Source organism: Pseudactinotalea sp. Z1739 (assembly GCF_049725055.1).
Classification (GTDB): Bacteria; Actinomycetota; Actinomycetes; order Actinomycetales; family Beutenbergiaceae; genus CALKWS01.
Genome location: NZ_JBMPQA010000009.1, coordinates 1 through 25,728, shown reverse-complemented (window position 1 = coordinate 25,728; position 25,728 = coordinate 1). Strand labels below are relative to the sequence as shown.

At 69.8% G+C, this 25,728-nt stretch carries 24 protein-coding genes and 2 tRNA genes; 15 read left to right on the top strand and 11 right to left on the bottom strand.

The features are described 5' to 3' along the window. The first annotated feature begins 38 nt into the window (after window positions 1-38). The 3 genes from murI (at window position 39) to ACO0LV_RS12510 (ending at window position 4,612) form a co-directional block, all read left to right on the top strand. Window positions 39-938 (top strand): glutamate racemase, encoded by a 900-nt coding sequence (gene murI / locus ACO0LV_RS12520; protein ID WP_424788239.1) that lies wholly within the window; start codon window positions 39-41, stop codon window positions 936-938. Next, window positions 935-1,708, top strand: coding sequence for an MBL fold metallo-hydrolase (locus tag ACO0LV_RS12515; RefSeq protein ID WP_424788238.1), 774 nt, complete (start codon window positions 935-937; stop codon window positions 1,706-1,708). The genes murI and ACO0LV_RS12515 overlap by 4 nt, the downstream gene beginning before the upstream one ends. Before the next feature lie 276 nt (window positions 1,709-1,984). Next, complete coding sequence (locus tag ACO0LV_RS12510) at window positions 1,985-4,612, top strand: phosphoenolpyruvate carboxylase (RefSeq protein ID WP_424788369.1); 2,628 nt, start codon at window positions 1,985-1,987, stop codon at window positions 4,610-4,612. A 152-nt stretch (window positions 4,613-4,764) separates the two neighbouring features. Here ACO0LV_RS12510 and ACO0LV_RS12505 read toward each other — a convergent pair whose 3' ends face one another. Next, on the bottom strand, window positions 4,765-5,835 hold the full coding sequence (locus ACO0LV_RS12505) for an alcohol dehydrogenase catalytic domain-containing protein (RefSeq protein ID WP_424788237.1): 1,071 nt from the start codon (window positions 5,833-5,835) through the stop codon (window positions 4,765-4,767). Window positions 5,836-5,906: 71 nt separating this feature from the next. Between ACO0LV_RS12505 and rph the strand changes: the two genes are divergently transcribed. After that, entirely contained in the window at window positions 5,907-6,677 is a 771-nt protein-coding gene (gene rph, locus ACO0LV_RS12500; RefSeq protein ID WP_424788236.1) for a ribonuclease PH, read from the top strand. A 17-nt stretch (window positions 6,678-6,694) separates the two neighbouring features. Next, window positions 6,695-7,279: an RdgB/HAM1 family non-canonical purine NTP pyrophosphatase gene (rdgB, locus tag ACO0LV_RS12495; RefSeq protein ID WP_424788368.1), complete on the top strand. Its 585-nt coding sequence runs from the start codon at window positions 6,695-6,697 to the stop codon at window positions 7,277-7,279. A gap of 63 nt (window positions 7,280-7,342) precedes the next feature. Here rdgB and ACO0LV_RS12490 read toward each other — a convergent pair whose 3' ends face one another. Next, window positions 7,343-7,882, bottom strand: coding sequence for an NUDIX hydrolase family protein (locus tag ACO0LV_RS12490; protein WP_424788235.1), 540 nt, complete (start codon window positions 7,880-7,882; stop codon window positions 7,343-7,345). Window positions 7,883-7,999: 117 nt separating this feature from the next. Here ACO0LV_RS12490 and ACO0LV_RS12485 point away from each other — a divergent pair, with 117 nt between their 5' ends. From ACO0LV_RS12485 to ACO0LV_RS12470, 4 genes are all read left to right on the top strand, one after another. Next, window positions 8,000-8,815, top strand: a complete 816-nt coding sequence (locus ACO0LV_RS12485; protein ID WP_424788234.1) for an AzlC family ABC transporter permease — start codon at window positions 8,000-8,002, stop codon at window positions 8,813-8,815. Next, on the top strand, window positions 8,812-9,123 hold the full coding sequence (locus tag ACO0LV_RS12480; protein ID WP_424788233.1) for an AzlD domain-containing protein: 312 nt from the start codon (window positions 8,812-8,814) through the stop codon (window positions 9,121-9,123). Before ACO0LV_RS12485 ends, ACO0LV_RS12480 begins: the two co-directional genes overlap by 4 nt. A gap of 43 nt (window positions 9,124-9,166) precedes the next feature. Further along, window positions 9,167-10,792 carry an NAD-dependent epimerase/dehydratase family protein gene (locus tag ACO0LV_RS12475; protein WP_424788232.1) on the top strand — a complete coding sequence of 542 codons (1,626 nt, stop codon included), beginning with the start codon at window positions 9,167-9,169 and terminating at the stop codon, window positions 10,790-10,792. A gap of 74 nt (window positions 10,793-10,866) precedes the next feature. Then, window positions 10,867-11,910, top strand: coding sequence for a zinc-dependent alcohol dehydrogenase (locus ACO0LV_RS12470; protein WP_424788231.1), 1,044 nt, complete (start codon window positions 10,867-10,869; stop codon window positions 11,908-11,910). A gap of 98 nt (window positions 11,911-12,008) precedes the next feature. Here the strand turns inward: ACO0LV_RS12470 and ACO0LV_RS12465 are convergent, their stop codons facing one another. After that, the gene (locus ACO0LV_RS12465; RefSeq protein ID WP_424788230.1) at window positions 12,009-12,242 is read right to left on the bottom strand and encodes a hypothetical protein; all 234 of its coding nucleotides are present in this window, start codon (window positions 12,240-12,242) and stop codon (window positions 12,009-12,011) included. A 188-nt stretch (window positions 12,243-12,430) separates the two neighbouring features. On the opposite strand from ACO0LV_RS12465, the gene ACO0LV_RS12460 reads away from it, so the two are divergent. Beyond that, window positions 12,431-13,624, top strand: a complete 1,194-nt coding sequence (locus ACO0LV_RS12460) for a zinc-dependent alcohol dehydrogenase (RefSeq protein ID WP_424788229.1) — start codon at window positions 12,431-12,433, stop codon at window positions 13,622-13,624. 66 nt (window positions 13,625-13,690) lie between these two features. Continuing rightward, window positions 13,691-14,587, top strand: a complete 897-nt coding sequence (locus ACO0LV_RS12455; protein ID WP_424788228.1) for an SDR family oxidoreductase — start codon at window positions 13,691-13,693, stop codon at window positions 14,585-14,587. A 41-nt stretch (window positions 14,588-14,628) separates the two neighbouring features. Here ACO0LV_RS12455 and ACO0LV_RS12450 read toward each other — a convergent pair whose 3' ends face one another. Next, entirely contained in the window at window positions 14,629-16,149 is a 1,521-nt protein-coding gene (locus ACO0LV_RS12450; protein ID WP_424788227.1) for an FAD-dependent oxidoreductase, read from the bottom strand. 153 nt (window positions 16,150-16,302) lie between these two features. Beyond that, on the bottom strand, window positions 16,303-17,742 hold the full coding sequence (locus ACO0LV_RS12445) for a DEAD/DEAH box helicase (RefSeq protein WP_424788226.1): 1,440 nt from the start codon (window positions 17,740-17,742) through the stop codon (window positions 16,303-16,305). 326 nt (window positions 17,743-18,068) lie between these two features. Here ACO0LV_RS12445 and ACO0LV_RS12440 point away from each other — a divergent pair, with 326 nt between their 5' ends. Beyond that, window positions 18,069-19,214, top strand: a complete 1,146-nt coding sequence (locus ACO0LV_RS12440; RefSeq protein ID WP_424788225.1) for a cytochrome P450 — start codon at window positions 18,069-18,071, stop codon at window positions 19,212-19,214. Between the two features lie 120 nt (window positions 19,215-19,334). Here the strand turns inward: ACO0LV_RS12440 and ACO0LV_RS12435 are convergent, their stop codons facing one another. Beyond that, window positions 19,335-19,700, bottom strand: a complete 366-nt coding sequence (locus tag ACO0LV_RS12435) for a fluoride efflux transporter FluC (RefSeq protein ID WP_424788224.1) — start codon at window positions 19,698-19,700, stop codon at window positions 19,335-19,337. Then, the gene (locus ACO0LV_RS12430; RefSeq protein ID WP_424788223.1) at window positions 19,697-20,134 is read right to left on the bottom strand and encodes a fluoride efflux transporter FluC; all 438 of its coding nucleotides are present in this window, start codon (window positions 20,132-20,134) and stop codon (window positions 19,697-19,699) included. Before ACO0LV_RS12430 ends, ACO0LV_RS12435 begins: the two co-directional genes overlap by 4 nt. A 185-nt stretch (window positions 20,135-20,319) precedes the next feature. Here ACO0LV_RS12430 and ACO0LV_RS12425 point away from each other — a divergent pair, with 185 nt between their 5' ends. Continuing rightward, entirely contained in the window at window positions 20,320-21,537 is a 1,218-nt protein-coding gene (locus ACO0LV_RS12425) for a hypothetical protein (protein ID WP_424788222.1), read from the top strand. A 44-nt stretch (window positions 21,538-21,581) separates the two neighbouring features. On the opposite strand, the gene ACO0LV_RS12420 is transcribed toward ACO0LV_RS12425, so the two are convergent. Continuing rightward, complete coding sequence (locus ACO0LV_RS12420) at window positions 21,582-21,980, bottom strand: MerR family transcriptional regulator (protein ID WP_424788221.1); 399 nt, start codon at window positions 21,978-21,980, stop codon at window positions 21,582-21,584. Between the two features lie 8 nt (window positions 21,981-21,988). Between ACO0LV_RS12420 and ACO0LV_RS12415 the strand changes: the two genes are divergently transcribed. Next, window positions 21,989-23,320, top strand: a complete 1,332-nt coding sequence (locus ACO0LV_RS12415) for an MFS transporter (RefSeq protein ID WP_424788367.1) — start codon at window positions 21,989-21,991, stop codon at window positions 23,318-23,320. Here the strand turns inward: ACO0LV_RS12415 and ACO0LV_RS12410 are convergent. Together ACO0LV_RS12410 and bcp are read right to left on the bottom strand one after the other, a co-directional pair. Further along, window positions 23,272-23,353, bottom strand: a tRNA-Leu gene (locus ACO0LV_RS12410). The genes ACO0LV_RS12415 and ACO0LV_RS12410 overlap by 49 nt on opposite strands. 29 nt (window positions 23,354-23,382) lie before the next feature. Next, complete coding sequence (bcp, locus tag ACO0LV_RS12405; protein ID WP_424788220.1) at window positions 23,383-23,859, bottom strand: thioredoxin-dependent thiol peroxidase; 477 nt, start codon at window positions 23,857-23,859, stop codon at window positions 23,383-23,385. 148 nt (window positions 23,860-24,007) lie between these two features. Here bcp and ACO0LV_RS12400 point away from each other — a divergent pair. Beyond that, window positions 24,008-24,080, top strand: a tRNA-Lys gene (locus tag ACO0LV_RS12400). Between the two features lie 287 nt (window positions 24,081-24,367). Here the strand turns inward: ACO0LV_RS12400 and ACO0LV_RS12395 are convergent. Beyond that, a partial coding sequence (locus tag ACO0LV_RS12395) for an IS1380 family transposase (RefSeq protein WP_424787592.1) occupies window positions 24,368-25,728 on the bottom strand: 1,361 nt, incomplete at its 5' end.

Genomic DNA, 25,728 nt, shown 5'->3' with positions numbered 1-25,728 from the left:
GCTCCTGCGACCCCGGTCGCCGGGCTAAGCTGGGGGCGATGAAGCAGGCACCGATCGGGATCTTCGACTCCGGCGTGGGCGGGCTGACCGTGGCCCGCGCCGTACTCGACCAGGTGCCGGGGGAGTCGGTGCGCTACGTCGGCGACACCGCCCACGGCCCCTACGGCCCGCTGCCGATCGCCCAGGTTCGTGCGCACGCGCTGCGGGTGATGGACGATCTGGTGGACTCCGGTGTGAAGATGCTGGTGATCGCCTGCAACTCCGCCTCCGCAGCAGTGCTGCGCGATGCCCGCGAGCGCTACACCGGCAGCCGTGGCATCCCCGTGGTGGAGGTGATCCAGCCGGCGGTGCGCCGGGCGGTGGCGATGACCCGCAACCACAAGGTGGGTGTGGTGGCCACGCAGGCGACGGTCACCTCCCAGGCCTACGAGGACGCCTTCGCCGCAGCGACGCACCTGGACCTGACCACGGCGGCGGCGCCTCGCTTCGTGGAGTTCGTCGAACGCGGGATCACCGCCGGCGGAGACGTGCTGGAGGCTGCCGCGGAGTACCTGGCCCCGTTGCGCCGGGCGCAGGTGGACACCCTGGTGCTGGGGTGTACCCACTATCCGTTGCTGACCGGGGTGCTCCAGTATGTGATGGGCGATGACGTGACCCTGGTCTCCTCCGCGGAGGAGACCGCCAAGGACGTCTATCGGGTGCTCCTGGCCCATGACCTGGTGCGTGATGACGGTGCCGCCCCGGTGCACAGGTTCCTCGCCACCGGGGACACCGATGCCTTCGACGACCTGGCCCACCGATTCCTGGGACCGGAGGTCGGCTCGCACAGCGCGGTGGAGATCACCGGTGAGATCCCGAAGATCACCGCCGCCGCGGGCCCGGGAGCGGGGCCGGTGCCCGGGGTACGGACACGAGGGGGAAGTGGGGCACGGGGATGAAACTGACGGTCGTGGGCAGTTCCGGGTCGATCTCCGGGCCGGAGTCGGCGGCCTCGTGCTACCTGCTGCAGGCCCACGACGGCGACCGCACCTGGCAGGTGCTGCTGGACCTGGGGCCCGGAGCGGTGGGGCAGGCGATGCGCTACGTGGACCCCGCGCAGGTGGACGCGGTGCTGGTCTCGCACCTGCATGCCGACCACATCGCCGACCTGGCCGGGCTGGAGGTACTGATCCGCTACGGCCCGGACGCCCCGCGCCCCCCGGTGCCGGTCTATGGCCCGGTAGGTACCCGCGCTCGGATCGCCCAGTTGTGCGGGGAGTCCGGCAATCCCGATCACGCCTTCACCGTCACCACCTGGCAGCCCGGCACACCGGTGCACCTGGGTCCGTTCGTGATCGAACCATTCGAGGTGGAGCATCCCGTCCCCGCCTACGCCATGCGGATCACCGGACCGTCCGCCGAGGGCGCTGGGCCCCGGGTGCTCACGTACACCGGGGACACCGACCATTGCGCCGGCGTGACCCTGGCCGCCCGCGACGCCCACGTGCTGCTGTCCGAGGCCGCCTTCCAGGAGGAGCGCGACCAGGTGCGCGGGATCCACCTGACCGGCCTGCGCGCCGGGCAGCTGGCCACCGAGGCGCGCGCCGGGCGCCTGATTCTCACCCACATCCCGCCCTGGACGTGCGCCGCCACCGTACGCACCGAGGCGACCGGCACCTACGCCGGACCGATCGAGGTCGCCGAACCCGGTGCTACCTGGTTGATCTGACCGGCGCATCGGTTGTCTGGCGGGGTGGCCGGTGATGAACTGTGCGTTCCTGACCGGTCGGGGTGATCGGCGTCACGCGTTCTGGGTGAATTCCATGCCATTGGGTAACCGTTCATGAGATGGCGTACAAGGAAGGCCCAAGAACTCGTTACGCTTTCGATCATGTCGATCAGACCCGAGACACCAGCCACGGACGTCAGCACGCCGGCCCAGGACGCCGAGAGCGCAGCCACGCCGGCCGAACACCTGGCGTCCGGCTCCCGGACCGGAGCGGCGATGGAGGTGCCCGAGGCACTGCGAAACGACGTGCGGATGCTGGGCGGCATGCTCGGCACCGTGCTGGCCGAATCCGGTGGGCAGGATCTGCTCGATGACGTCGAGCGGCTGCGTGAACTGACCATCACCGCCTACTCCGAACCCGGCTCGGACGCCTTCACCCAGGCTGAGGAACTGGTTGACTCCTTCACGCTGGAGCGGGCCGAGGACGTGGCCCGGGCGTTCAGCGCCTACTTCCACCTGGTGAACCTGGCCGAGGAGTTCCACCGGGTCCGGGTGCTCCGCGAACGCGACCAGGTGGGCGGCTCGCCCACGGCCAGCGGCCGTCCGCCGGAGGACTCGATGGCCCAGGCGCTGGAGTTCCTCACCGACCAGGTGGGCCGGGAGGAGGCCTTCGCCCGAGTCGAGGCGCTGGAGTTCCGCCCGGTGCTGACCGCCCACCCCACCGAGGCCCGGCGGCGCGCCGTGTCCTCGTGCATCCGGCGGATCAGCGAACTCGTCGGGCAGTGGGATGACCAGCGGCTGAGTGCCCGCGAACGCGGGGACGTGCAGCGCGCGCTGCTGTCGGAGGTGGACACCCTGTGGCGCACCTCCCCGCTGCGGGCGGACAAGCCCACCCCGCTGGATGAGGTCCGCACCGCGATGGGTGTGTTCGACCAGACCCTGTTCAGCGTGTTGCCGCAGATGTACCGGCGGCTGGACGATCTGCTCGACGGGGACCACGCGGTGAGCCGTGAACCTCGATCGCGCGCGTTCGTGCGCCTGGGTTCCTGGATCGGGGCGGACCGGGACGGTAACCCCAACGTCACCTCCGGCATCACCCGAGCCGCCGCCGCGATCGCCAACGAGCACGTGCTGCTCGGGTTGGAGCGGGTGGCGCAGCGGATCGGACGCGGTCTGACTCTGGACTCCCACACCACCCCGACCACCGCGGAGCTGGAAGCGCTGTGGAACCGTCAGCGCCGCCTCGCCGCGGAACTGACCTCCGACATCGCAACCCGGTCCCCGGACGAGCCCTACCGCCGGGTGGTGCTGATGATCGCCGAGCGCATCGCGGCCACCCGGCAGCGCGACGCCGATCTGGCCTACGGCGACGCCGATGAGTTGCTCGCCGACCTCGAGGTGGTGCAGACCTCCCTGGCCCAGGTGGGAGAGAAGCGCAAGGCCTACGGCGACATCCAGGAACTGATCTGGCAGGTGCAGACCTTCGGGTTCCACCTGGCTGAACTGGAGGTCCGCCAGCACGCCAAGGTGCACTCGGCGACCTTGGCCCAGATCGACGCCGATGAGGAACTCAGCGAGATGAGCGAGGAGGTGCTGGAGACCTTCCGCTCCATCGGGGCGATCCAGGACCGCTACGGGGAGTTGGCCGCCCGGCGCTACATCGTCTCCTTCACCACCTCGGCCTCCGACCTGGCGAACGTGTTCCGGCTGGCGGTGGCCGCACTGGGCTCGGAGCAGGAGGCACCGGTGTTGGACGTGATCCCCCTGTTCGAGACGCACCAGGACCTGAAGAACAGCACCGAGGTACTGGACGAGATGATCGAGCTGCCCCAGGTGCGCGCCCGCCTGGAAGCCACCGGTAGACGCTTGGAGGTCATGCTCGGGTACTCGGACTCCTCCAAGGACGTCGGCCCGGTCGCGGCCACCCTGGCGCTGTATGAGGCGCAGTCGCGGATCACCCGGTGGGCCAAGGACAACGACATCACCCTCACCCTGTTCCACGGTCGTGGGGGCGCCCTGGGCCGCGGTGGCGGACCGGCCAACCGTGCTCTGATGTCCCAGCCGCCCGGGTCGGTGGACGGCCGGTTCAAGCTCACCGAACAGGGCGAGGTGATCTTCGCCCGCTACGGGGACCCGGTGATCGCGGCCCGGCACATCGAACAGGTGGCGGCGGCCACGCTGCTGGCCTCCACCCCGCACATCGAGCAGCGCAACGCCACCGCGGCCGAGGACTTCGCCGACGTCGCCGCCACCATGGACCGGGTGTCCCGGGACCGGTTCTTCCAGCTGGTGCACGCCGAGGGTTTCCCGGGCTGGTTCGCCGAGGTGACCCCGCAGGAGGAGGTCGGCTGGCTGGCACTGGGCTCGCGCCCGGCCCGGCGCGGCCTCAGCGTGGAGTCGCTGGAGGACCTGCGCGCGATCCCGTGGGTGTTCGCCTGGACCCAGGCCCGGATCAACCTGACCGGCTGGTTCGGGCTCGGCTCGGCGCTGGCCGCGGTGGGGGACCTGCGGCGGCTGCGGGAGGCCTACCGGCGCTGGCCGCTGTTCACCACCATGATCGACAACGTGGAGATGTCCCTGGCCAAGACCGACGAGCGGATCGCCCGCCGCTACTTGGATCTGGGCGACCGGGAGGACCTGAGCGAGTTGGTGATGGAGGAGATGGTTCTGACCCGCCAGTGGGTGGTGGACATCACCGAGCAGGACCGGTTGCTCGCCGGCCACAGCGTGCTGGGCCGGGCGGTGCAACTGCGCAGCCCCTACGTCGATGCGCTCTCGCTGATCCAGCTCCGCGCGTTGCGGGCGCTGCGCGCCGATGAGAGCGAGGACGTGGACGATCAACTGCGCCGGGTCATGTTGCTGTCGGTGAACGGAGTGGCCGCCGGCCTGCAGAACACCGGCTGAGTGCCCGCCGACGCCGAGCGTGCCCGCCGACGGCGAGCGTGCCCGCCGACGGCGAGCGTGCCTACCGACGGCGAGCGTGCCTACCGACGGCGAGCCCTGGGGGTATCGCCCTGAGCGCGCAGGCTCGCCCTCGAGACCCGCAGCACGGCTCGTCATGCCGTGAGCGTGCTGCTGCCGTCGCCGTCGCCGGTAAGGGTGGGCCGGATCACCGTGATCCCCGGAGCCGGGTCCCGGTCCATCCGTGCCAGCGCCCGGGGAACCTCGTCCAGCGTGATCTGGCGGGTGACCAGGTCCGCCGGGCGCAACGTCCCGGTGACGACCAGGTCCAGCATCGGCCCGTACTGGGCGGCGGCCATTCCGTGGGAACCCAGGAACGCCAGTTCCCGCGCGATGATCGCGCCCACCGGAAGCGAGGGTTCCTCGGCGAACAGACCGATCTGCACGTGCCGTCCGCGGGGAGCCAGACTGAGCAGTGCAGCACGGGTGGTCTCGGCCCGGCCCAGGGCTTCCAGGCTCACCTGGACCGGACCGAACCGGCGCACCTGCCTGGCGAGGCTCTGCGGGTCGGCGGTTCCGGCCAGTACCGTGTGCGCCGCTCCGGCCGCCCTGGCCAGCTCCAGTGCTGCCGGGGCTCGGTCCACCGCGATCACCTCGGCACCCAGGGCCGCCCCGATCAGCACCGCCGACAACCCCACACCTCCGGTGCCGATCACCACCAGTCGCTCTCCGGGCCGCACCTGGGCGCGGTGGTGCAGGCCGGCGAAGGCGGTGGCGAACCGGCAGCCCAACCCCACCAGGGCGAGCGGGTCCAGGCGCTCAGGGACGACGACGGCGTTGAAGTCGGCGTGCCGGACCTGCACCTGCTCGGCGAAGGATCCCCAGTGGGTGAACCCGGGCTGGGTCTGGTCCGGGCACACCTGCGCCTGGCCATCGGTGCACTGGCGGCACACTCCGCACCCGCACACGAACGGGGTGATGATCCGCTGACCCACCTGCACCGACGCCACCGCGGCGCCGGTAGCGACCACACGCCCGACGAACTCGTGCCCGGGCACGTGCGGCAGCGTGATGTCGTGGTCGTGACCGGCCCAGCCGTGCCAGTCGCTGCGGCACAATCCGGTGGCCTCCACCGAGACCACCACGGCGTCGGGCTCTGGCTCGAGGTCCGGAACCTCCCGGACGGCGGGCATCTGCCCGAATGCCTGGTAGACGACAGCGCGCATCTGCACAGTGTGGGCCATCCGGGGTCCGTTGTGGACCGGGCACCGCCGAAGGTGCTTTAGGGTCGGTAACCATGACAGTCCAGCGCGCCGAAGGTCGATCCACCACCGAGTTGCGGCCGGTGCGGTTCACCCGGGGCTGGTCGGACCAGGCCGAGGGTTCGGTCCTGGTCCAGTTCGGCGGCACCCGGGTGTTGTGCACCGCCTCCTTCACCGAGGGTGTGCCCCGGTGGCGCCGGGGGTCGGGCAAGGGCTGGGTGACCGCGGAGTACGCGATGCTGCCGCGATCGACGAACACCCGCTCGGACCGGGAGTCGGTCCGGGGCAAGATCGGGGGCCGCACCCACGAGATCTCCCGCCTGATCGGACGCTCCCTGCGCGCCATCATCGACACCGGCGCGCTCGGGGAGAACACCATCGTGCTGGACTGTGACGTGTTGCAGGCCGACGGAGGCACCCGGACCGCAGCGATCACCGGCGCCTACGTGGCATTGGCCGACGCGGTCTCCTGGGGCAAGCAGAACAAGGCGATCTCCACCAAGGCGACCGTGCTGACCGACTCGGTCTGTGCCGTCAGCGTGGGTCTGGTCGACGGAGTGGCGATGCTGGACCTGGACTACCCCGAGGACGCGCGGGCGGACACCGACATGAACGTGGTGGTGACCGGGTCCGGCGGGTTCGTCGAGGTGCAGGGCACCGCGGAGCGGGAGCCGTTCAGCCGCACCCAGCTCGAGGAACTACTGGACCTGGCCGCCCTCGGCTGTGCCGACCTGACCGACCGCCAGAACCAGGCGCTGGCCGCTGACGTGGCCCCTCGATCGATCCCGGGCGTCCTGGACCGGTGAGCCGGCCGCGCGTGGTGATGGCCACGCACAACCAGCACAAGATCGGCGAACTCCGGCAGATCCTGTCCGGGCTGCTCGAGGCCGGTGAGGTGATCGGGGCCGGTGAGGCAGGGGCTCCGGACGTGGCCGAGACCGGGGTCACCTTCGCCCAGAACGCACTTCTCAAGGCCCGGGCCGTCGCCGCGCACACCGGCCTTATCGCGGTGGCGGACGACTCCGGCCTGGCCGTGGACATCCTCGGCGGGGCTCCGGGGATCTTCTCCGCGCGCTGGGCCGGTCGCCACGGTGACGACACCGCGAACCTGACCCTGCTGCTGGAGCAACTGGCCGACATCTCCCCGGAGCACCGCCGCGCCCGGTTCGTCTGCGCCGCTGCCCTGGCCACCCCCGACGGCGCCGAAGTGGTCGAGCACGGCTACCTGCCCGGGGTCCTCCTCACCGAACCGCGGGGCAACGGAGGGTTCGGATACGACCCCATCCTGGTCCCGGACGGGCAGCACCGCTCCTGTGCCGAACTGAGCCCGGCGGAGAAGAACGCGATCTCCCACCGGGGGCAGGCCTTCCGGGCCCTGGCCACCCACCTGGGCCCGCTGCTGGGCTGAGCCCTCCAGCACCGTGGGGCTGAGCCCGCCCGCACCGCGCGGGCCGCCGGGCCGGGGCGCGCCTCAGACGATCCGGCCCGCGTGGGACAGTGCCTGACGCACCAGCGCCCCGTGCCCGTCGACCATCTCCGCCTGGATACCGGGATTGAGCGCCTCCTCCGGACTGAGCCAGGTGATGTCGAGCACGTCCTGCTGGGGCGCGCAGTCGCCGTCGACCGGCACGATGTAAGCCAGCGATACGGCGTGCTGGCGCGGGTCGTGGTACGGCGTGATCCCCGGGGTCGGGAAGTACTCGGCGACGGTGAAGGGCACCAGGGTCACCGGGAGCCGGGGCAGAGCCATCGGCCCCAGATCCTTGTCCAGGTGTCGCGACAGCGCATCGCGCAGCCGCTCGTGATACATCACCCGCCCCGAGACCAGTGATCGCTGGATGGTTTCATCGCGCGGGGTACGCAGGAGCAGCGCGACCTGCTGGATGGTGCCGTCGGCGTCCACCCGCACCGGCACGGCGTCGACGTACACGATCGGCAACCGACGCCTGATCCGCGCCAGTTCATCGGGAGCGAACCAGGTGTTGATGTCATCCGATGCGATCTCGCTCATCACGTCCTCCGCCTTGGGCGTCTGCTGCGTACTCGTGCTGCGACCACGCTAGCGCCCCGACGGCCAACTGGTGGACGCCGGTTCCGTATCGGTCGGCACAGGTGTGAGAATCCAGATGTGCACGAATCTCAGTCCCCCGGGGCGGGGTGGCAGGCCGAATCCATCGGGATCGGTGGGGCAGCCGGGCACCCCGACCCCCACGAACCGCTGGTCGAGCGGGCCGAGATCATCCGGGCCGCCATCGCCCTGGCCATCTACGCTGCCGCTTTCGGGTTGTCCTTCGGTGCGGTATCGGTGGCTTCGGGACTGAGCGTGGCGCAGACGATGCTGTTGTCCGCGTTGCTGTTCTCCGGGGCTTCCCAGTTCGCCTTCGTCGGTGTGGTGGCCTCCGGTTCTCCGTTCGCGGCAATCCCGGCGGCCCTGTTGCTCGGGGTGCGCAACACCTTCTACGGCGTCACGATCGCCCAGGTCCTGCGTCCGCAGGGGTGGCGCCGGTTCCTGTCCGGGCACCTGTCGATCGACGAGACCGCCGCGATGACGATCGCCCAGCGCAGCCCACGGGCCAAACGGTTCGCCTTCTGGGCCAGTGGCGTGGCGATGTTCCTGCTGTGGAACGCCGGCAGTGCCGCGGGGGCACTGCTGGGCAGCGTGCTGGACACCGCCACCTTCGGTCTGGACGCGGCGGCCCCGGCGGCCTTCCTGGCGCTGCTGTGGCCTGCGCTGCGAACCGCGCGGGCGCGTTGGGTCGCGGCCGGATCGGTGGCGCTGGCCCTGGTCCTGATCCCCTGGGTGCCACCGGGGGTGCCGGTGCTCGCCGCGGTCGCGATCGCAGTGCTGGCCGGCTTGGCTGAGGTGCGCAAGGACAAGGCGCACCCTGGTGGGAGCGCCGCTGCAGGGGGCTCAGGTGCGAAGACCGGGGGAAGCCGGCGATGAGCGCATTGTGGATCGCGACGATCGTGGCCGCGGTGGGGTGCTACCTGTTGAAACTGGCCGGGACCGCGATGCCGGAGACGGTGCTGGAGCACCCGCTGGTGCAGGCGATCTCACGGTACCTGCCGGTTGCGATGCTCTCGGCCCTGATCGTCACCGAACTCGCCGCCGGGGACCGCTCCTTCGACGTGGACTGGCGGGTGCTCGCCGGTGTGGGCGCCGCCATGATCGCACTGTTGCTGCGGTTCGGGTTCCTGGTGGCCTTCGCGGTGGCGATCATCGTCACCGCGCTGTTGCGCCTGGTCACCTGAGGGGCCGAGTTGCGCGTCCACCCGATGGGCTTAGCGTGGACGGATGAGCCGAGTCGTCGTCGTAGGAGCCAGTGGCAACCTGGGAACCGCCGTGCTGCGCGCCCTGAACAGCGACCATGAGATCGGTTCCGTCCTCGGCATCGCACGCCGTCCACCGGTCACCGACGCCGAACCGTACGGGCAGGTGGAGTGGGCCGCCGTCGACATCGCCGAGGGCGAGCACGTCGTGGACGAACTCACCGAGTTGTTCACCGGCGCCGACGCGGTGATCCACCTCGCCTGGCAGATCCAACCGAACACCCGTCGGGACCAGTTGCGTGAGGTGAATGTGGATGGCACCCGGCGGGTGGCCGAGGCGGCCGGGCGGGCCGGGGTGGGCCAGTTGCTGGTGGCCTCGTCCTGGGCCGTCTACAGCCCGGACCCGGACAAGCAACGGCGTGATGAGACCTGGTCCGCCGGCGGGGTGCGCTCCTCCCACTACAGCGTGGACAAGGCCGCCCAGGAGCGCGTTCTGGATGACTTCGAAGCAGCCCATCCCCAGGTTGCCGTGGCGCGGATGCGCACCGCTCTGGTGTTCCAGCGCGAGGCCGGGGCCGCGATCACGCGGTACTTCATCGGCCCGTTCATCCCCCCGCAGGTGTTGTCCCCGCGCACGTTGCCGGTGGTGCCGCTCCCGCAGGGACTGCAGGTGCAGGTGATCCACGCCGAGGACGCCGCCGAGGCCTACCTGACCGTGTTGCGTGCCGGAGAGCGCGGAGCGTTCAACGCCGCCGCCGAGCCGGTGCTGGACGTGGCCGCCTTGGGCCGCCTGGTGGGCCGCGGACGCACCGTGGAGGTGCCGTGGGGTCTGGTGCGGCCGCTGCTTGCGCTGGGCCACAAGGCGCGACTGGCCGCTGCCGATGAGGGGTGGGTGGATATGGCGCGGGAGTTGCCGATGATGGACTCCTCCCGGCTGCGCGGCCTGGGTTGGCAGCCACGCCATGGCGCCGAGGAGACGTTGACCGAGATGTTGCGCGGCTTGGCCGGATCGGAGGGCACCCCCACCCCGGTCATGGTGCCCGGCGTGCGAAGCTTCGGGCACATGGAGGAAGCGGCGGCGACCACGATGACACCCTCCCGGCCGCGCCCGACATTGTCGCAGGAGGCCGGACGTGACGGTGTGCCGGACCACATCAACGCACCGCTGCTGGGCCTGTACCTGTCCGACCACCTGACCGGTGCGACCGCCGGACGGGACCGGATCAGCCAGATGGCCCGCCGGTACGCCACCACCCGGCTCGGGCCGGAACTGGCCCGTATCAGTGCCGAGATCGAGGGTGAGCACGCCTTCCTCAGCGACGTGGTGGACACTTTGGGCCTGCACCAACGAAGCCCGCGTAAGGTCTTGGCGGCCGTGGGGGAACGGCTGGGCCGACTGAAGATGAACCGGCGGGTCCTGCAGACATCCCCGATGACGCCGTTGCTGGAACTGGAGTTGATGCGCAGTGCCGTGATCGGCAAACGCTCCGGCTGGCAGGTGCTGGCCACCTACGCCGACGACCTGGGCCTGCCCGAGGAACTCTTCACGGACCTGGCCGAGCTCGCCGCCCGGCAGGCCGATGATTTGGAGCGGTTGCACGAGCAGGTCCGAATCCAGGCCTTCGCACTCGAAGGGCAGCACGTGGCCTGAGTGGCCTGGGCCGGTGGGTCCGCAACTGTCCCATTCGGTGCGCACCCGGCGCCGGAGTGAATACGCTGTGGTGGATGCGAACCCTGGTCCTGACAGACTTCCACCACCTGACCATCGACGAACGTTCCGCCCCGCGGGTCGTTGACGGCGACGACGTCGTGATCGCTCTTGCCTATACCGGGATCTGCGGCACGGATCTGCACGGGTATACCGGCGAGAACGGTCGGCGCGTGCCCGGGCAGGTGATGGGTCACGAGGCGGTCGGGCAGGTCCTGGACGCCGGTCCGGCCGCCACCGCCGCAGGGCTGGCGATCGGCCAGGCGGTCACCTTCAACCCGGCGCTGAGTTGCGGGGAGTGCCCCGCGTGCGCCCGGGGCGCCGAACAGCACTGCGTTTCGGGCAAGGTGATCGGGGTGGCGCCGGAGATCGTTTCGGCCTATGCCGAGCAGATCGTGGTACCGGCCGGCAACGTGCTGCCGCTGCCGCAAGGGGTCCCACTCGCCCACGGAGCCCTCGCCGAGCCGCTGGCGGTGGGCGTCCAGGCGGTGCGCCAGGGCGGTATCTCCGGGGGTAACACGGTGCTGGTGACCGGTGGTGGGCCGATCGGGCAGGCCGTAGTGCTGGCAGCGCTGCGCGCCGGTGCCGAGCACGTGGTGGTCAGTGAGCCGGTGAAGGGACGGCGACAGTTGTGCGAGCAACTGGGCGCCACCACCATCGACCCGGCCGAGGGTCCGGCGAGCGAGCAGGTGCTGGAGATCCTGGACGGGCCCGCCCAGGTGGCGGTCGACGCCGTCGGCGTGGATGCCACCCTGGCCGACTGCCTGCACTCCGTGGGGCCGCAGGGCACCGTGGTGCTGGTGGGCATGGGTACCCCGCGGGTGAGCATCCCGGCGTTCGCGATCAGCACCGGCCAGCGCCACCTGGTGGGGAGTTTCTGCTACAGCCGGGAGGTGTTCGCCCACGCGGTGGACCTCCTCGGCCAGGCGGGCATGGACGCGGGCAAACTGATCAGCAGGGAGGTCCCCCTCGCCCAGGCACCTGAGGTCTTCGCCGAGATGGCAGCCGGGCAGATGGACCCGGGCAAGGTGCTGCTCCGGATGGGCCGCGACGCCGTCTGAGAATCGCGCGCGACTGCAGGCCGTAGGCGGCGATGACGCAAGCCGGCGGCGATCCTTGACCGGCGACGGTCGGGCCCGAGCCCGGGAACGCGCCCTCCTCAGGCGCGGTCCTGCACCTGGTCCTCCCCGCTCCCACGGGCGCAGTGCGCGCAGCAGTAGATCACGTCGTCGGCCTCCACCCCGTGGCCCAGGATCCGCACACCGCAGTGTGCGCAGGTGGGTGCCATGGCGTGGATGGCGCACTCGAAACTGTCGAACACCCCCGAAGAGTCGTCGCGGGTGATCGTCATCGTCTTGTCGTAACTGTTGCCGCAGGTGTCGCAGGTAGCCATGATGCGCTCCCTTCGTTGCCGATGTCGGTCCGTTTCAGGATCACCCAGCAACCGGCCCGGCGCGACCCGAGTCGCTCCGACGTGCAGCCGTGGTGGACCTGACTTACGTTGACAACCCCCGATGCCAGCGGATCCGGGGCGGGGCCCACCCGCAGCACCTCTGACCCAGGGAAGGTCGTGATCCTTCGATGCGCGCAGTCGTCTGGCAAGGCAAGGAGAAGGTCGGCGTCGATGAGGTGCCGACGCCGCGGCTACGGGAGCCCACCGACGCGATCGTGCAGGTGACCTCCACCGCCGTGTGCGGCTCGGACCTGCACCTGTACGCGGCGCTGGGCCCGTTCATGACGCAGGGTGATGTGATCGGCCACGAGGCGATGGGCGTGGTCACCGAGGTGGGCGCCCAGGTGGAGCACATCAAACCGGGGGACCGGGTGGTGATCCCGTTCCAGATCGCCTGTGGTCACTGCTGGATGTGTGACAACGGGCTGCACACCCAGTGCGAGACCACCCAGGTACGCGAGCACGGCACCGGTGCCGCGCTGTTCGGCTACAGCGCGCTGTACGGCCAGGTGCCAGGGGGGCAGGCCGAGTACCTGAGGGTGCCGCACGCCGACTTCGGGCCGATCAAGGTGCCCGACGACGACGAACCCGACGAGCGATACCTGTACCTGTCCGATGTCCTTCCCACCGCATGGCAGGCGGTGCAGTACGCGCACATCCCCGCCGGCGGCAGCGTGCTGGTGCTGGGGCTGGGACCGATCGGGCAGATGTCGGCCCGGATCGCCCGCCACCTCGGGGCCGAGACAGTCCTGGCCGCGGACCTGGTGCCGGAACGGCTGGCGATGGCCCAGCGGCACGGGGCGCACGTCCTGGACCTGCGCGACATCGACGACCTCGGTGCCGTGGTGCGCGACCTCACCCAGGGGCGCGGACCGGATTCGGTGATCGACGCCGTCGGGATGGAGGCGCACGGGTCGCCGGTCGCCGGGGCCGCGCAGAAAGTGGTCGGGTTGTTGCCCGACGCCGTGGCGGCGCCTTTGCTGAAGACCGCCGGCCTGGACCGGCTCGCCGCCCTGTACAGCGCGATCCACACCGTGCGTCGTGGAGGAACGATCTCCCTCTCGGGCGTGTACGGCGGCACGGCCGACCCGATCCCGATGCTCACCGCATTCGACAAGCAACTCACCGTGCGGATGGGCCAGGCGAACGTACGCCGATGGGTGGATGACCTGATGCCGCTGGTCACCGACCCGGCCGACCCCCTGGGTGTGCTGGACCTGCGCACCCATCGGCTGCCTCTGGCAGAGGCACCGCACGCCTACGAGATGTTCCAGAAGAAGCTCCACGGCTGCATCAAGGTCGTCCTGGATCCGATGGCCTGAGCGCACTCGCGGTCCAACGACCGGGACAAGCAGTAGGAAACCCCGACGACGAACACGGAGGAACACATGGCCACCGACCAGCTCGAGTTCACCAACCCGGTCGAACGATTCGCCTCGATCAGTCCGCCCGAGCAGCGCCAACCCGAACCGGGACTGGAAGCGAAAATGGACCCGGTGCCCGACATCGGCGAGCACACCTACCGCGGCACCGGTCGGCTCAGGGGGCGCAAGGCCTTGATCACCGGCGGCGACTCCGGGATCGGGGCCGCCACCGCCGTGGCGTTCGCCCGTGAGGGAGCGGACGTGGCGATCGCCTACCTCCCAGTGGAGGAGACCGACGCGGCCAACGTGGCACGCATCATCGCCGAGTCAGGTCAGCGGGTGGTGCAGATCCCCGGCGACTTGATGGACCCCGAGTACCCCAGCCGGGTGGTGGAGGAGGCCGTTCGTGAGTTGGGCGGACTCGACATCCTGGTCAACAATGCCGCCAAGCAGGTGGCGATCGAGGGCCTGGCGGACCTGTCCGATGACCAACTCGAGGAGACCTTCACCGCCAACATCCTGTCCATGTTCCGCCTGACCAGGGCCGCACTCCCGCACCTGCAGCCGGGTTCCAGCATCATCAACACCACCTCGATCCAGGCCTACCAACCCTCGCCCACGCTGCTGGACTACGCCGCCACCAAGGCCGCGATCAACAACTTCTCCAAGGGTCTGGCCGAGGAACTCGCCCCGAAGGGCATCCGGGTCAATGCCGTGGCCCCCGGTCCGATCTGGACGGCCATCCAACCGAGTGATGGCCAGCCGATCGAGAAACTGCCCGACTTCGGCAAGGACGTCGGGCTGGGCCGGGCCGGGCAGCCCACGGAACTGGCGCCCGCTTATGTGTTCCTGGCCTCCTCCGAGTCCAGTTACGTGCTCGGGGCCACCATCCACGTCAACGGTGGCCAACCCACCCCCTAGCCGGACCGCCACACGCGCGCAGCCCGGGTCGGCCGCGGACCTCAGGTGCGGTTCTCGGCCGGCCCGTTCCCGGCCGGCCCGGTTTCGTCGTCGACCGGCTCCAGGCCGGACGTGGCCGGACCTTCGATCAGGTCGCCCGCGGCGGTGAACCGGGACCCGTGCAACGGGCAGTCCCAGGTCTGCTCGGCGTCGTTCCAGCGGACCAGGCCGCTCATGTGCGGGCAGGTCGCCGAGACCGTGCGGGTGCGGCCCTGCACCGTCGAGGTGGCCACCGCCTGCATCCCCCGGCGGGCCACGCACCCGGCGCCCTCGGAGGGGTCCCCCTGCCGGGAGCGCAGAGAGGCGAGCCGGTCGCCGGCCAGGGTGCCCGCCACCTTGACGTTGTGAGTCACCCCGGAGCCGGCACCGGAGAGTTCGTGGGTGTGCCAACTCCGGTAGGCATCCGCCCACTCCGGTACCGCGCCGCCCAGGTGGCCGGCGATAACCGCGGCCGCGGCCGGGGCGTTCGTCAACCCCCACTTGGCGAACCCGCTGGCCACCAGCACCCGCCGGCCGGTCGGGGTCAAGGGCCCCACGTAGGGCAACTCATCCACCGGGTGGTAGTCCTGGGCGGACCACCGGTGCGCCGGGTCCGCACCGAAGTGAGAGCGGGCCCAGCCGGTCAGGTCCTCCAGCCGGGCGGCCTCGGACTCGGCATGACCCACGTCGTGGGCGTACCCCCCGGCCAGCACCCACTGGCCTGTCTCCGCCGGTGCGGTGCGCACCGACCAGCCCGGGGAGCCGGCCGCCAGGTACATGTCCATCTGCCCTGCCGACGGCAGGTGCGCCGCCGTCAGGTAGGAGCGCTGCGGCACCACCCGCGCGAAGAAGCCGCCGCGGTCCGCGATCGGGATGCCGGTGGCCAACACCACCCGATCGGCGTTCACCTCACCCTCGCTGGTGGCCAACTCCGGGTCGCGGTCGCTGCCCACCGAGACCACCCGGTGCCCGGTGGCCAGGGTGATGCCGGCGGCCTCGGCAGCCGAGGTCAGTGCCGCCAGCAACTCCACCGGGTTCACCTGGGCCTGATCGGGCAATCCGGCGCCGCCGGCGAACGGGAACGGCACATCGTCCTCGTCGCGCCAGAACGGGTCCAGGCCGTGCTCGGTGAGCAACTCGTGCTCGCGTTCCACCTGGCCCAGCCCATCGGCATCGGCGGCGTAGGTGATGCCCGCCGGACGTTGGACCGCCACGTCGTGCTCGGCACAGAACCGCAGCAACCAGTCCATCCCGAACCGGTTTCCGCTGACGTACCGGCCCAGCGTCTCGGCCGGATGCTTACCCGCGATGGCGGAGAACCGGGTGCCCTGCACCAGCGAGATCTTCGCATTCGAAGCCCCCGTGGTGCCGGCGCCGATGGTGCGCGCCTCCAGGACGATCACCCGGTGACCCAGCTCCGCCACCAGCACCGCTGTGGTCAGACCGGTGATCCCGGCGCCCACCACGGCCACGTCGTAATGGGCCGACAGGTCAGGATCGTCGAAGGTGGGGAGGGTGCGTTCGGCGAACCAGAGCGGGGTCATAGCGGGTCCTTCCGTGGCCCGGCGGCAAGAACTCTCAGCGTATGGGCGGGACGAACAGGCGCAACCGGTGACCCCGAACCCTCCGAGGGCACCCCGGGGACGTCGATCCGACGGGACCTCCGCGGCCGACTGAGCCGCGCCGGGCGGTCGAACCTAGGCCGAAGCCGACCTCGTCCGGGAGCCACCCGCCCGGCCACGGGACGCCCCGGAGCGACCGTGCCCGCGGGACCTACGCCGTCGGCCCGGCCCGGAGGAACCACCGGCGTCCGAACCGGACCCGCCGTGCGGGGCTCCACCACGACCACGGCCACCGGAGCGACCACGCCCTGGGTTGGCGCGCTGCTGCTGCTGCGCCGGTGCCGGCGGCTCGACATAGGCGGCGACCTCACCCACGAGGGCGGTCACCGCGCCCGAGGTGGCCGTGACCGATTCGGGCTTGACCGAGATCTTGGCCTTGCGCATCAGTTGATGGGTGTCCCGGCGCTGTTCGGGCAGCACGAGGGTGAGCACACTGCCCTCGGACCCGGCCCGGGCGGTGCGTCCGCTGCGGTGCAGGTAGGACTTGTGTTCCGCCGGCGGGTCCACGTGCACCACCAGTTCCACATCGTCCACGTGCACACCGCGGGCGGCCACATCGGTGGCAACCAGAACCGATGAGGTGCCGTCGGTGAAGGCCTTGAGGTTCCGGTCGCGCTGGTTCTGGGAGAGGTTGCCGTGCAGGTCCACGCTGGGGATGCCCGCGGCGGTCAGCTGCCGGGCGAGCTTCTTGGCCTGGTGCTTGGTGCGCATGAACAGGATTCGTCGCCCGGTACCCGAGGCCAGCGCCTGGACCACGTCGCGTTTGGTGGTCACGTCGGGCACCTCGAACACCCGGTGCGTCATCGCCGACACCGGGGAGTTGGCGCTGTCCACCGAGTGACGCAGCTCGTCCTTCAGGTAGCGGCGCACGAGTGCGTCCACACCGTTGTCCAGGGTGGCGCTGAAGAGCATCCGTTGGCCCCCGGACGGGGTACGGTTCATGATCCGGGTGACGACCGGCAGGAAGCCGAGGTCGGCCATGTGGTCGGCCTCGTCCAGGACGGTGATGCTGACGTCCCCGAGGTTGGCGTGGCCCTGGTTCATCAGGTCCTCGAGGCGGCCCGGGCAGGCGATCACGATGTCCACACCGGCGCGCAGTGCGGTGACCTGACGGTTCTGGCTGATACCACCGAAGATGGTCGTGACGGTCAGGTCATAGGCACCGGCCAGGGGTTCGAACACCGCGGCGATCTGGGTGGCGAGTTCGCGGGTGGGAGCCAGCACCAGACCACGGGGATGGCCCGGACGGGTGCGACCGGAGCCGCGGCCCCGACCCCCGGCCGGTTGCCGGCTCGCCTGGGCCAGGCGCGCCACCAGCGGCAGCGCGAAGGCCAGGGTCTTTCCGGACCCCGTCTTGCCGCGGCCGAGCACATCCCGGCCGGCGAGCGTGTCGGGCAGGGTGGCGACCTGGATGGGGAACGCTGAAGTGATCCCGGTGGCGGCGAGCCGCTCGACCAGGGGGGAGGGCACGCCGAGCGCGCCGAAGTCGTTCTGGGACAAGTGTTCGTCTCTCAATGCTGTGGGCCGGCATGGTGCCGGTGAGGGCCCGGGGGCCCGGTGGCGAAGGTGGCAGTGGCCACATCCGTTCGCCGAAGAAAGTCACTCGCGGGCCGGTGTTGCTTCGCCCAGCGTGATGAGGGAGCGTTCTGCGACGCAGGAGAGGCGGTGATCCGCCGCTCGATGTCTTCGAGACTAGCACCTAAACGAGGTGACGACGTCGAAGCACCGGTTCGCCGGCGTGCCACGGTGGGGCCCGGGCCGCTCGGGAGTCCAGCGGCACCGCCGCAGGCACCCGCGTAAAGTCGCGACGGAGACATTCGCCATCGAGTCAGGAGGCAGGAGTGGGAGACCCGGTCGAGATCGACGCGGAGCACACGTGGACGGACCAGCGGGTCGTCCTCGATGAGGTGCGAGAGCAGTGCCCGGTGGCTCACACGGACGGGAACGTGATGCTCCTGCGCCATGCCGACGTCGTCGCCGCGGCTACCGACCCCGCGACGTTCTCCAGCACGGTCTCCACCCGACGGGTGATCCCCAACGGGCTCGACGGTTCCGAACATGCGGTCTACCGGGCGATCGTGGACTCCTATCTCGGGCCGGCGCAGGTGGCCGACCAGGAGGGTCAGTGCCGCGCGACGGCCACCGCGATCGTGCGGGGCCTGCCCCGGGGCGAGATGGTCAGGACCATCACCGACATCGGCGTGCCCTACGCGGTGCGCACCATGTCGGCGTGGTTGGGCTGGCCCACCGAGCTGGAAGCGGACCTGGTGGCCTGGATGGCAAGGAACCACGCTGCGACCAGATCGGGGGAGCGGACCCGCACCACGATGGTCGCCCGGGAGTTCGACGACATGATCCACTCCCTGCTCGCGGAGCGCCGGACCGGCCCGGCTACCGATGTGACCGGCGCGTTGATGCGCGAACAGGTGGATGGGCGCACCTTGACCGACGCCGAGGTGGTGTCCATCCTGCGCAACTTCACCGCCGGAGACTTGGGCTCGCTGGCCACCTCGGCGGGCGTGATCGTGCACTATCTGGCCTGCCACTCCGAGATCCAGGGGTGGCTGCGCAAGCAGTTGAGTACCGCATCCCCGACCGAGATTGAGGACGCGCTCAACGAGATCCTGCGTATCGATGACCCGTTCGTCTCCAACCGCCGCCGCCTCACCAGACAGGTGCAGGTGGGTGGAACCACCCTGGACGCGGACACCCAGGTGCTGTTGAACTGGACCGCCGCGAACCGGGATCCGCGTGTGTTCGATGACCCCGATGAGTACGACCCGGCTGGTCACGCCGAGGCGAACCTGGTGTTCGGGATCGGCCCGCACGTGTGCCCCGCTCGCGGGCTGACGTTGATGGAACTGCGGGTGCTCACCGAGGTCCTGCTCCAGGAGACCACCTGGATCGAACTGGACGCCCATGAACCGGCCGTGCGCGAGATCCCTCCGGTGGGCGGCTGGGCCCGGGTGCCGGTGGTGCTGCACTGAGGCTCCTCGGCCGTTCGAGGGGCGGGGAGGCCGCCCCGAGCCGATGGCCGACGGCCCGCGTCGCCCCGAGGTCGGGATCAGGTCCGTCCGCGGGCGAGAACACGTTCGGGCCCGCCGCGCTCATGTGGCGGTCAGCAGGATTCCGCTGATCGCCACGGCGGTGCAGGCCACGATCATGCCCGGGCCGTGGAGCAGCGCCGCGGCGCGGCGTTCCTGCCGGAGAAGTTCCAGGCACTCCAGACTCGCCGTGCTGAACGTGGTGTAGCCGCCCAACAGGCCCACGGTGAGTACCGGGGCCCACGTGTGGTCGAGCAGCATCCCGGTGAGCACACCGAGCGCCAGCGAACCTGTGAGGTTGACGATCATCGTGCCCCAGGGATACCGGTCCCGCGCGCGGGTGGGCACGGCGCGATCGGCGAGGAATCGCAGCGCCGAACCCACCCCGCCGGCGAGCGCGACGACGAGGGCCGTGCCGAGCCCACTCATCGACGCCCTGCCCGCGGGTCTGCGACCCGTAGACCGGCCCAGCTCGCCCCGAGACCGAGCAGGAGGGTGGCGCCGCCGTATCCGATCGCCTCGGCATAGCGCTGCGCTACCAGGAACTGGGCGATGTCAGTGGCGAGCAGGCTGTAGGTGGTGTAGCCGCCGAGGAGCCCGGCGCCGAGCAGCAGGTGCAGTCGCCGGCGGGTGCGGCCGAGGTGAGAGCTCATGGCAAGCCGCTGCACGAGCACACCCAGCAGGAAGGCACCGGTGAGGTTGACCGCCAGGGTTGCCACCGGGAAGCCGGCCGGGCTACCGAGCAGTGCGTCGATGGCGTAGCGCGCGAGAGTTCCGAGGGTCCCGCCCGACGCCACGATCAACGCGTCGCGCAGCACCGGCGCGGCGCTACCCCTGGGCGCTGTCGACCGTGGGGTGCTCATGGTGAACCTCTCGACCTCCGGCGCCCGGCGCCGTTTTGGGACGTACGTGAACGGGACGTGCCTGCGCCCGTCGGCGAACCGCTCGGCAGACTACCAATCCGGGTGTTGCTGCCTCAGGTGCCCGGTCATGGCATCGGACGGCGTTCATCGATAACCTGGTTCGATCTCGAGGAGGAGGTGGCACTATGACCGAGTCCGCACCCGCAGCAGAGTCCACGGTCAGCAAGTTCTTCGGGGGTCGGTACGGGCGATTGATCCTGCCCGGGGTGATCCTGCAGTCGGTGCTCATCGGCGGTGGTTATGCCACCGGCCGGGAGATCGTGGAGTTCGGCGCGACCTACGGCGCCATGGGTTGGATCGCCGGCGTGGCGATCATCATCGGCTTCGGGCTAATGGCGTTCCTGATGTTCGAGATCGCGCGCCGCTTCCAGGTGTTCGACTACCGGCGGCTGTTGCGCGTCCTGATCGGGCCGCTGTACTGGCTCTTCGACATCGTCTACATCATGCTCGCGATCCTGATTATCGCGATCATGGCTGCGGCCACCGGTGAGATCGTGCAGCAGACCATGGGGTTCAATTACTGGGTCGGCGTGATCTTCATGATCGTGGTGGTCTGGCTGCTGATCTACTACGGCGAGGGCCTGATCGAGAAGACCAAGAGCGTGGGCACCACCGCGCTGTACCTGGGATACATCATGTTCGCGATCCTGGTGATCAACCGCAACTGGGATCAGGTTGTCGAGACCTTCCGCACCGTGGATCACTCCCTGCACCCGGACATCTCGTGGATGGCGGTGCTGTGGGCGGGAGTCCTCTATGTCGGATACAACCTCGCCGTCTACCCGGCCGCACTGTTCACCGCCCGCCGGCAGACCCGGCTGCGGCACACCCTGGTCTCCGGAGTCGTGGCCGGATTGTTCATGACCCTGCCGTGGTTCCTCACCTATATCGCCCTGATGGGCTTCTACCCCAGTGCGGAGGTCTTCGATGCCACCGTGCCCTGGCTGGTGATGCTGGGACCGGAGGCGGTCTGGGTGGTCGTGCTGTTCGGGATCGTGGTGGGTTGGACGCTGATCGAGACCGCAACGGGCATGATCTACGCCCTGGTCGCCCGAGTGGACCAGAACCTGGTGGACGCCAAACGCCGGCCGATGAAACGCCGTACCGGCGGCTTCATCGCCGTCGGCACCCTGGTGCTGGCGCTCCTCCTGGCCCAGGTGGGCATCATCGACCTGATCGCGGTGGGTTATACCGCGATGGCCTACGCCATGATCGCGGTGTTCGGTATCCCGCTGCTGGTGCGTGGTGGCTACCTGATCATCACCCGCAAGGGGCAGGCGTTCAGTGCGGCGACCGATCCCACGGAGCGACGCACGGAGCCGGTCGCAAACCAGCGGGACTGAAACCGCTGGACCGAACGGGTAGCGCCGAGGGCCGGGACAGTCCCTCAGGCTTCGGTGAGGACGGCGTACCGGGTCTGCCCGAGGAATCCCCGGATCGTGTCCCGACTCCTGGACAGGCAGTCGATCCTGCCCTCGATCTCGGCTAGTTCCCGTGCCAGTTTCTCCGCGACGTCCCGGCTGCAGGTTGCCACCAACTCCTCGCACGGCAGCGCCTCCAGGTCCAGGATCGCCCGGACGAGCCGGGTGGGTAGGCCGGCTCGGATGAGGCCGGCCACCCGTTCCACCTTCGCCACATCCGCCTCGCGGTAGGTGCGGTAGCCGTTATCGGCCCGCTCGGCACTGATCAGGCCCTGCTGTTCGTAGTAGCGCAGCAGCCGGGGGGCCACTCCCGTGCGCCGGGCCAGTTCCCCGATTCGCATCGACAACCCCTCACGCCTTGACATTGACATTAATGTCAAACTTTAGCATCTGGCGCATGAACCGAGAGATCATGGACGCCCGAACCGAGGAGACCTCCGAGCGCGGCGACGTAGGCGTGGTACCCGTGCGGACGACCGGCCGGAGTGACGATCGGCTTCCGTGGCTGGCCTTGGTCACCATGACACTGACGACCTTCGTCGTCGTCAGCGCCGAGATGATGCCGGCCGCGGTGCTTCCGGACATGGCCGACGGGCTTGGTGTCTCCCTGGCGCAAGCGGGCCTGCTGGTCTCGGCCTGGGCTGCCACGGTGGTGGTGGCGAGCCTGCCGCTGGCGCGCCTGACCGCGCGGCTCGAGCGTCCCAGGGTGATCGCGGCGGCGCTGGTGGTGGTGGCGCTCGCAACGGTGGTGACGGCCTCGGCCGATACGTACGGCACCGCAATGGCCTCACGGCTGGTCGCTGCGGGCGCCACCGGTCTGCTCTGGTCGCTGATCAACGCCCACGCGGCCGCTATCGTGCCGCAACGCCACATCGCCCGGGCAGCGGCGATCGTGCTGTTCGGCGGCACCATGGGTACTGTCGTTGCGATCCCGGCCGGTAACGCCATCGCCCAGGTCGTCGGGTGGCGGGTGCCGTTCCTCGTCCTCGCGGTTGCGGCGCTGGCAGCGGCCGTGGCGGTGGGTGTGGTACTGCCCCGGCATCGTGTGCACACCGCCGTCGTCGTGACCGGCATACAGCGCACGGCCGCGCCGGTGCGGTTGTGGCCGGTGCTGGCCACCGCCGGGCTCGGCGGACTCGTGCTGTCCGCGCACTTCATGGTCTTCACCTTCGTGGCTGAGGTGCTGGCGCCCAGTGCGGTTCCGACGCCGCTGTTGCTCGTGGTCTTCGGCGCGGTCGGGGTCGGCGGCCTGGTGCTGGTGGGTCTGACCGGTGACCGTTACCCGACGATCGTGCCCGTGGTGGTCTCACTGGCGATGGCTGCCGGCGTGTGGGGCTTGGTCGGCCTCGGCCGCCACGCCGTGCTGGACGTGGTTCTGGTCGCAATGTGGGGCGTGGTGCTGGGCGGGGTGGGCCCGGCGGTGCAGGGCAGGGTGATGAGCATGGCCAGCAGCCGGCACCGGGCCACGGCGGGATCCCTGATGCCGATCGCGATGAATCTGGGCATCGCCCTCGGCGCAGCAGCGGGCAGTGCGGCGGTCGACCTGTGGTCGCCGCAGACACTGCCGGTGCTGGCGCTGGTCCCGCTCCTTGCCGCAGCCACGGGTTTCCTACTGCTGGCCCGGCACGCCCGCCACGGCGGGCTCGGGGCGACGGGTGCGCGAGGTGGGACTCGAACCCACACGCCCGAAGGCACAGGAACCTAAATCCTGCGCGGCTGCCAATTACGCCACTCGCGCTCGCGGACAAGCCTACGTCCGCCACGGCCTCAGTCGATACCGAGGTCCCGGCGCAACTTGGCGACGTGCCCGCTGGCTTTGACGTTGTACTGGGCCAGGGCCACCGAGCCCTCCGGGGCGATCACCACGGTGGAGCGGATCACACCGGTGTAGGTGCGGCCGTAGTTCTTCTTCTCACCCCAGGCACCGTAGGCCTCCAGGGTGGCGTGCTCGGGGTCACTGAGCAGGGGGAACGTCAGCGACTCCTTCTCCACGAATCCGGCGAGCGCCTCCTCCGAGTCGGGGGAGACCCCGACGACGGCGTAACCGTGGGAGGTCAGGCTCGCGAGGTTGTCCCGGAAGTCGCACGCCTGCTTGGTGCACCCGGGGGTACCGGCAGCAGGGTAGAAGTAGACGATGACGCCGTTCGTCGCCTCGGCGAGATGGTCGGCCAGCGACCAGGACGAGCCATCGGCTCCGGTCAGGGTGAAGTCGGGGGCTTTGTCTCCGGGGGCGAGGCGATTCACAAATGGCTCCTTGCGTCAGGGATCTCGAACGTCGCCAGCCTACGCGCGGTGGCAGGCGTGGGGACGGGTGTGGGACTGGTCACGAGCGGCCGTTCGGGTTCGCCGCACCGGTCCGGCTGCTGCTAGCATCACTACCCGCTACCTACGCGCGCCTCTAGCTCAATTGGCAGAGCAAGTGACTCTTAATCACTGGGTTCCGGGTTCGAGTCCCGGGGGGCGTACTTCCTTACCGAACCCAGCCGGATGAGTTCTGGCAGGCCCCTTCTTCGTGGGACTGCGTCAGGCCGGTGTGTGCCTCTCGCGCCGCAGTTCCCACGCGCTTCGCCTTCCACATGCGCGATGGTGAGAGCTGTGCGACTCTCGTGCTAAGCCTCGATCCACCGATGGGGCGATAAGGCGAGTTGATCTGGGCTGAGATGCTCGAAACGCTGCAAGGGCAGGGGTAAATCGCCGGTCTGTCCGGCTTTTCCACTTGGGGTTCCTTGGTCGTCGGTGCAGGAGTTGGCGCTCAGGTGGATGGTGCTCGGGCCGGCAGGACGTGGTCGTAAAGGTTCGTCCAGGCCTGGTGCCAGGGCCAGTTGGTTGGCAGATGTAGTCGCAGGCGCCGGGCTGAGGAGGCCACCCGGGCGGGGATGTTGATCAACTTGCGCCGGATCGTGGCGGTGTGGGCCCGGGCCAGGTCAGCGGCCCGGGTGGTCGTGGCGGCGGCGCGGGTGAGGTTGAAGGCCATAACCGCGCAGACCAGCCAGGCGGCGTTGGCGTTGAACACCCCTGAGGGCAGGTGCGCCAGCGGCCCGGCCTTCAGATCGGCGTGGACGTTTTCGATGATCGCGTGGGCCCGGTGGACCTGATCAGCAACCACAGTGTCGCGCTCGTCGGTGCTGCTGGTGGTGAAGAAGGCGTGGAAGCGCCACGTTTCGAACAGGGCGCCCTGCCCGGTGTCCTTCTTCGGGTTCAATTCTGGGATGCGGCGCACCACCAGACGCCCGGGGATGTGCTGGGCCTTCTTCTTGGAAGTGAAAGCGGTGTAGTCGATCTCAGCAACTTCAGCCCGTGAGATCCACTTGCCGGTAGCCTCATCGAAGATCGCCTCGGTGTACTTGATCGTCTCCCACGCCGACTCGGCGATGGCGGCGATGGCGCGCTTGATCGCCGGGTCCATCCGCACTGTGATCGACACCTGCGCTCCGGCCTTGTGGCAGGCGGCCACCAGTTCTTGGGAGTAGAACGCCGCATCGCCGCGCACCAGCACTGCCCGTCCGGCCAGATGGGTGCGCTTGATCAGCGCCAACGTATCGGTAGCCAGTCGCTGGGCCCCGCGGGGTGAGCCGGTGGAGCCCTTGCGGAGCCGCTGGGCGGCGATCACCGGGGAGAAGGAGGCGCCCGAGACGGTGGCCAGCAGTGCGTTCAGCCCGCGGACCCCGGAGTAGCCGAACCCCGCGCCCTGCTTGGCATAGCCGTGGACTTCGATGATGGTGTCATCGATATCGACCATCACCGGCCCGGTATCGGCGGCATCGCCGAGCAGGTCGGCGTGCTGGGCCAACTTGCCCAGGAACCGCGAGGCGATCGCATCGCCTTGGCGCACGTGCCCGAAGGTGAAGGACCGCAAGAACGACCCCAGGGTCGAAGGCGCGTAGGGGCGGGTGAAGATCTTGCCCATCGCCCCATGACGTAACAGGGCCATGTCATCGATACTGTCCGCCCCGGCGGCCATCGCGGCCACCAGCGAGGAGATCTTCGCACCAGCATTGGCACCCTTGTCACCAGCGATACTTAACCGCTCCTGCGCCAGAACACTCAGGTCGGCTTTACGGGCCAGGGCCATCAACGGCACCAGCCCAGCGGCCGACACGAGATTGGGGTCAT

Excerpts from the sequence above, each read along its gene's own strand:
- murI (WP_424788239.1), top strand. The coding sequence starts at position 39 with ATGAAGCAGGCACCGATCGGGATCTTCGACTCCGGCGTGGGCGGGCTG.
- ACO0LV_RS12515 (WP_424788238.1), top strand. The coding sequence starts at position 935 with ATGAAACTGACGGTCGTGGGCAGTTCCGGGTCGATCTCCGGGCCGGAG.
- ACO0LV_RS12510 (WP_424788369.1), top strand. The coding sequence starts at position 1,985 with ATGGAGGTGCCCGAGGCACTGCGAAACGACGTGCGGATGCTGGGCGGC.
- ACO0LV_RS12505 (WP_424788237.1), bottom strand. The coding sequence starts at position 5,835 with ATGCGCGCTGTCGTCTACCAGGCATTCGGGCAGATGCCCGCCGTCCGG.
- rph (WP_424788236.1), top strand. The coding sequence starts at position 5,907 with ATGACAGTCCAGCGCGCCGAAGGTCGATCCACCACCGAGTTGCGGCCG.
- rdgB (WP_424788368.1), top strand. The coding sequence starts at position 6,695 with ATGGCCACGCACAACCAGCACAAGATCGGCGAACTCCGGCAGATCCTG.
- ACO0LV_RS12490 (WP_424788235.1), bottom strand. The coding sequence starts at position 7,882 with ATGAGCGAGATCGCATCGGATGACATCAACACCTGGTTCGCTCCCGAT.
- ACO0LV_RS12480 (WP_424788233.1), top strand. The coding sequence starts at position 8,812 with ATGAGCGCATTGTGGATCGCGACGATCGTGGCCGCGGTGGGGTGCTAC.
- ACO0LV_RS12475 (WP_424788232.1), top strand. The coding sequence starts at position 9,167 with ATGAGCCGAGTCGTCGTCGTAGGAGCCAGTGGCAACCTGGGAACCGCC.
- ACO0LV_RS12470 (WP_424788231.1), top strand. The coding sequence starts at position 10,867 with ATGCGAACCCTGGTCCTGACAGACTTCCACCACCTGACCATCGACGAA.
- ACO0LV_RS12465 (WP_424788230.1), bottom strand. The coding sequence starts at position 12,242 with ATGGCTACCTGCGACACCTGCGGCAACAGTTACGACAAGACGATGACG.
- ACO0LV_RS12460 (WP_424788229.1), top strand. The coding sequence starts at position 12,431 with ATGCGCGCAGTCGTCTGGCAAGGCAAGGAGAAGGTCGGCGTCGATGAG.
- ACO0LV_RS12455 (WP_424788228.1), top strand. The coding sequence starts at position 13,691 with ATGGCCACCGACCAGCTCGAGTTCACCAACCCGGTCGAACGATTCGCC.
- ACO0LV_RS12450 (WP_424788227.1), bottom strand. The coding sequence starts at position 16,149 with ATGACCCCGCTCTGGTTCGCCGAACGCACCCTCCCCACCTTCGACGAT.
- ACO0LV_RS12435 (WP_424788224.1), bottom strand. The coding sequence starts at position 19,700 with ATGAGTGGGCTCGGCACGGCCCTCGTCGTCGCGCTCGCCGGCGGGGTG.
- ACO0LV_RS12430 (WP_424788223.1), bottom strand. The coding sequence starts at position 20,134 with ATGAGCACCCCACGGTCGACAGCGCCCAGGGGTAGCGCCGCGCCGGTG.
- ACO0LV_RS12425 (WP_424788222.1), top strand. The coding sequence starts at position 20,320 with ATGACCGAGTCCGCACCCGCAGCAGAGTCCACGGTCAGCAAGTTCTTC.
- ACO0LV_RS12420 (WP_424788221.1), bottom strand. The coding sequence starts at position 21,980 with ATGTCAAGGCGTGAGGGGTTGTCGATGCGAATCGGGGAACTGGCCCGG.
- ACO0LV_RS12415 (WP_424788367.1), top strand. The coding sequence starts at position 21,989 with ATGTCAAACTTTAGCATCTGGCGCATGAACCGAGAGATCATGGACGCC.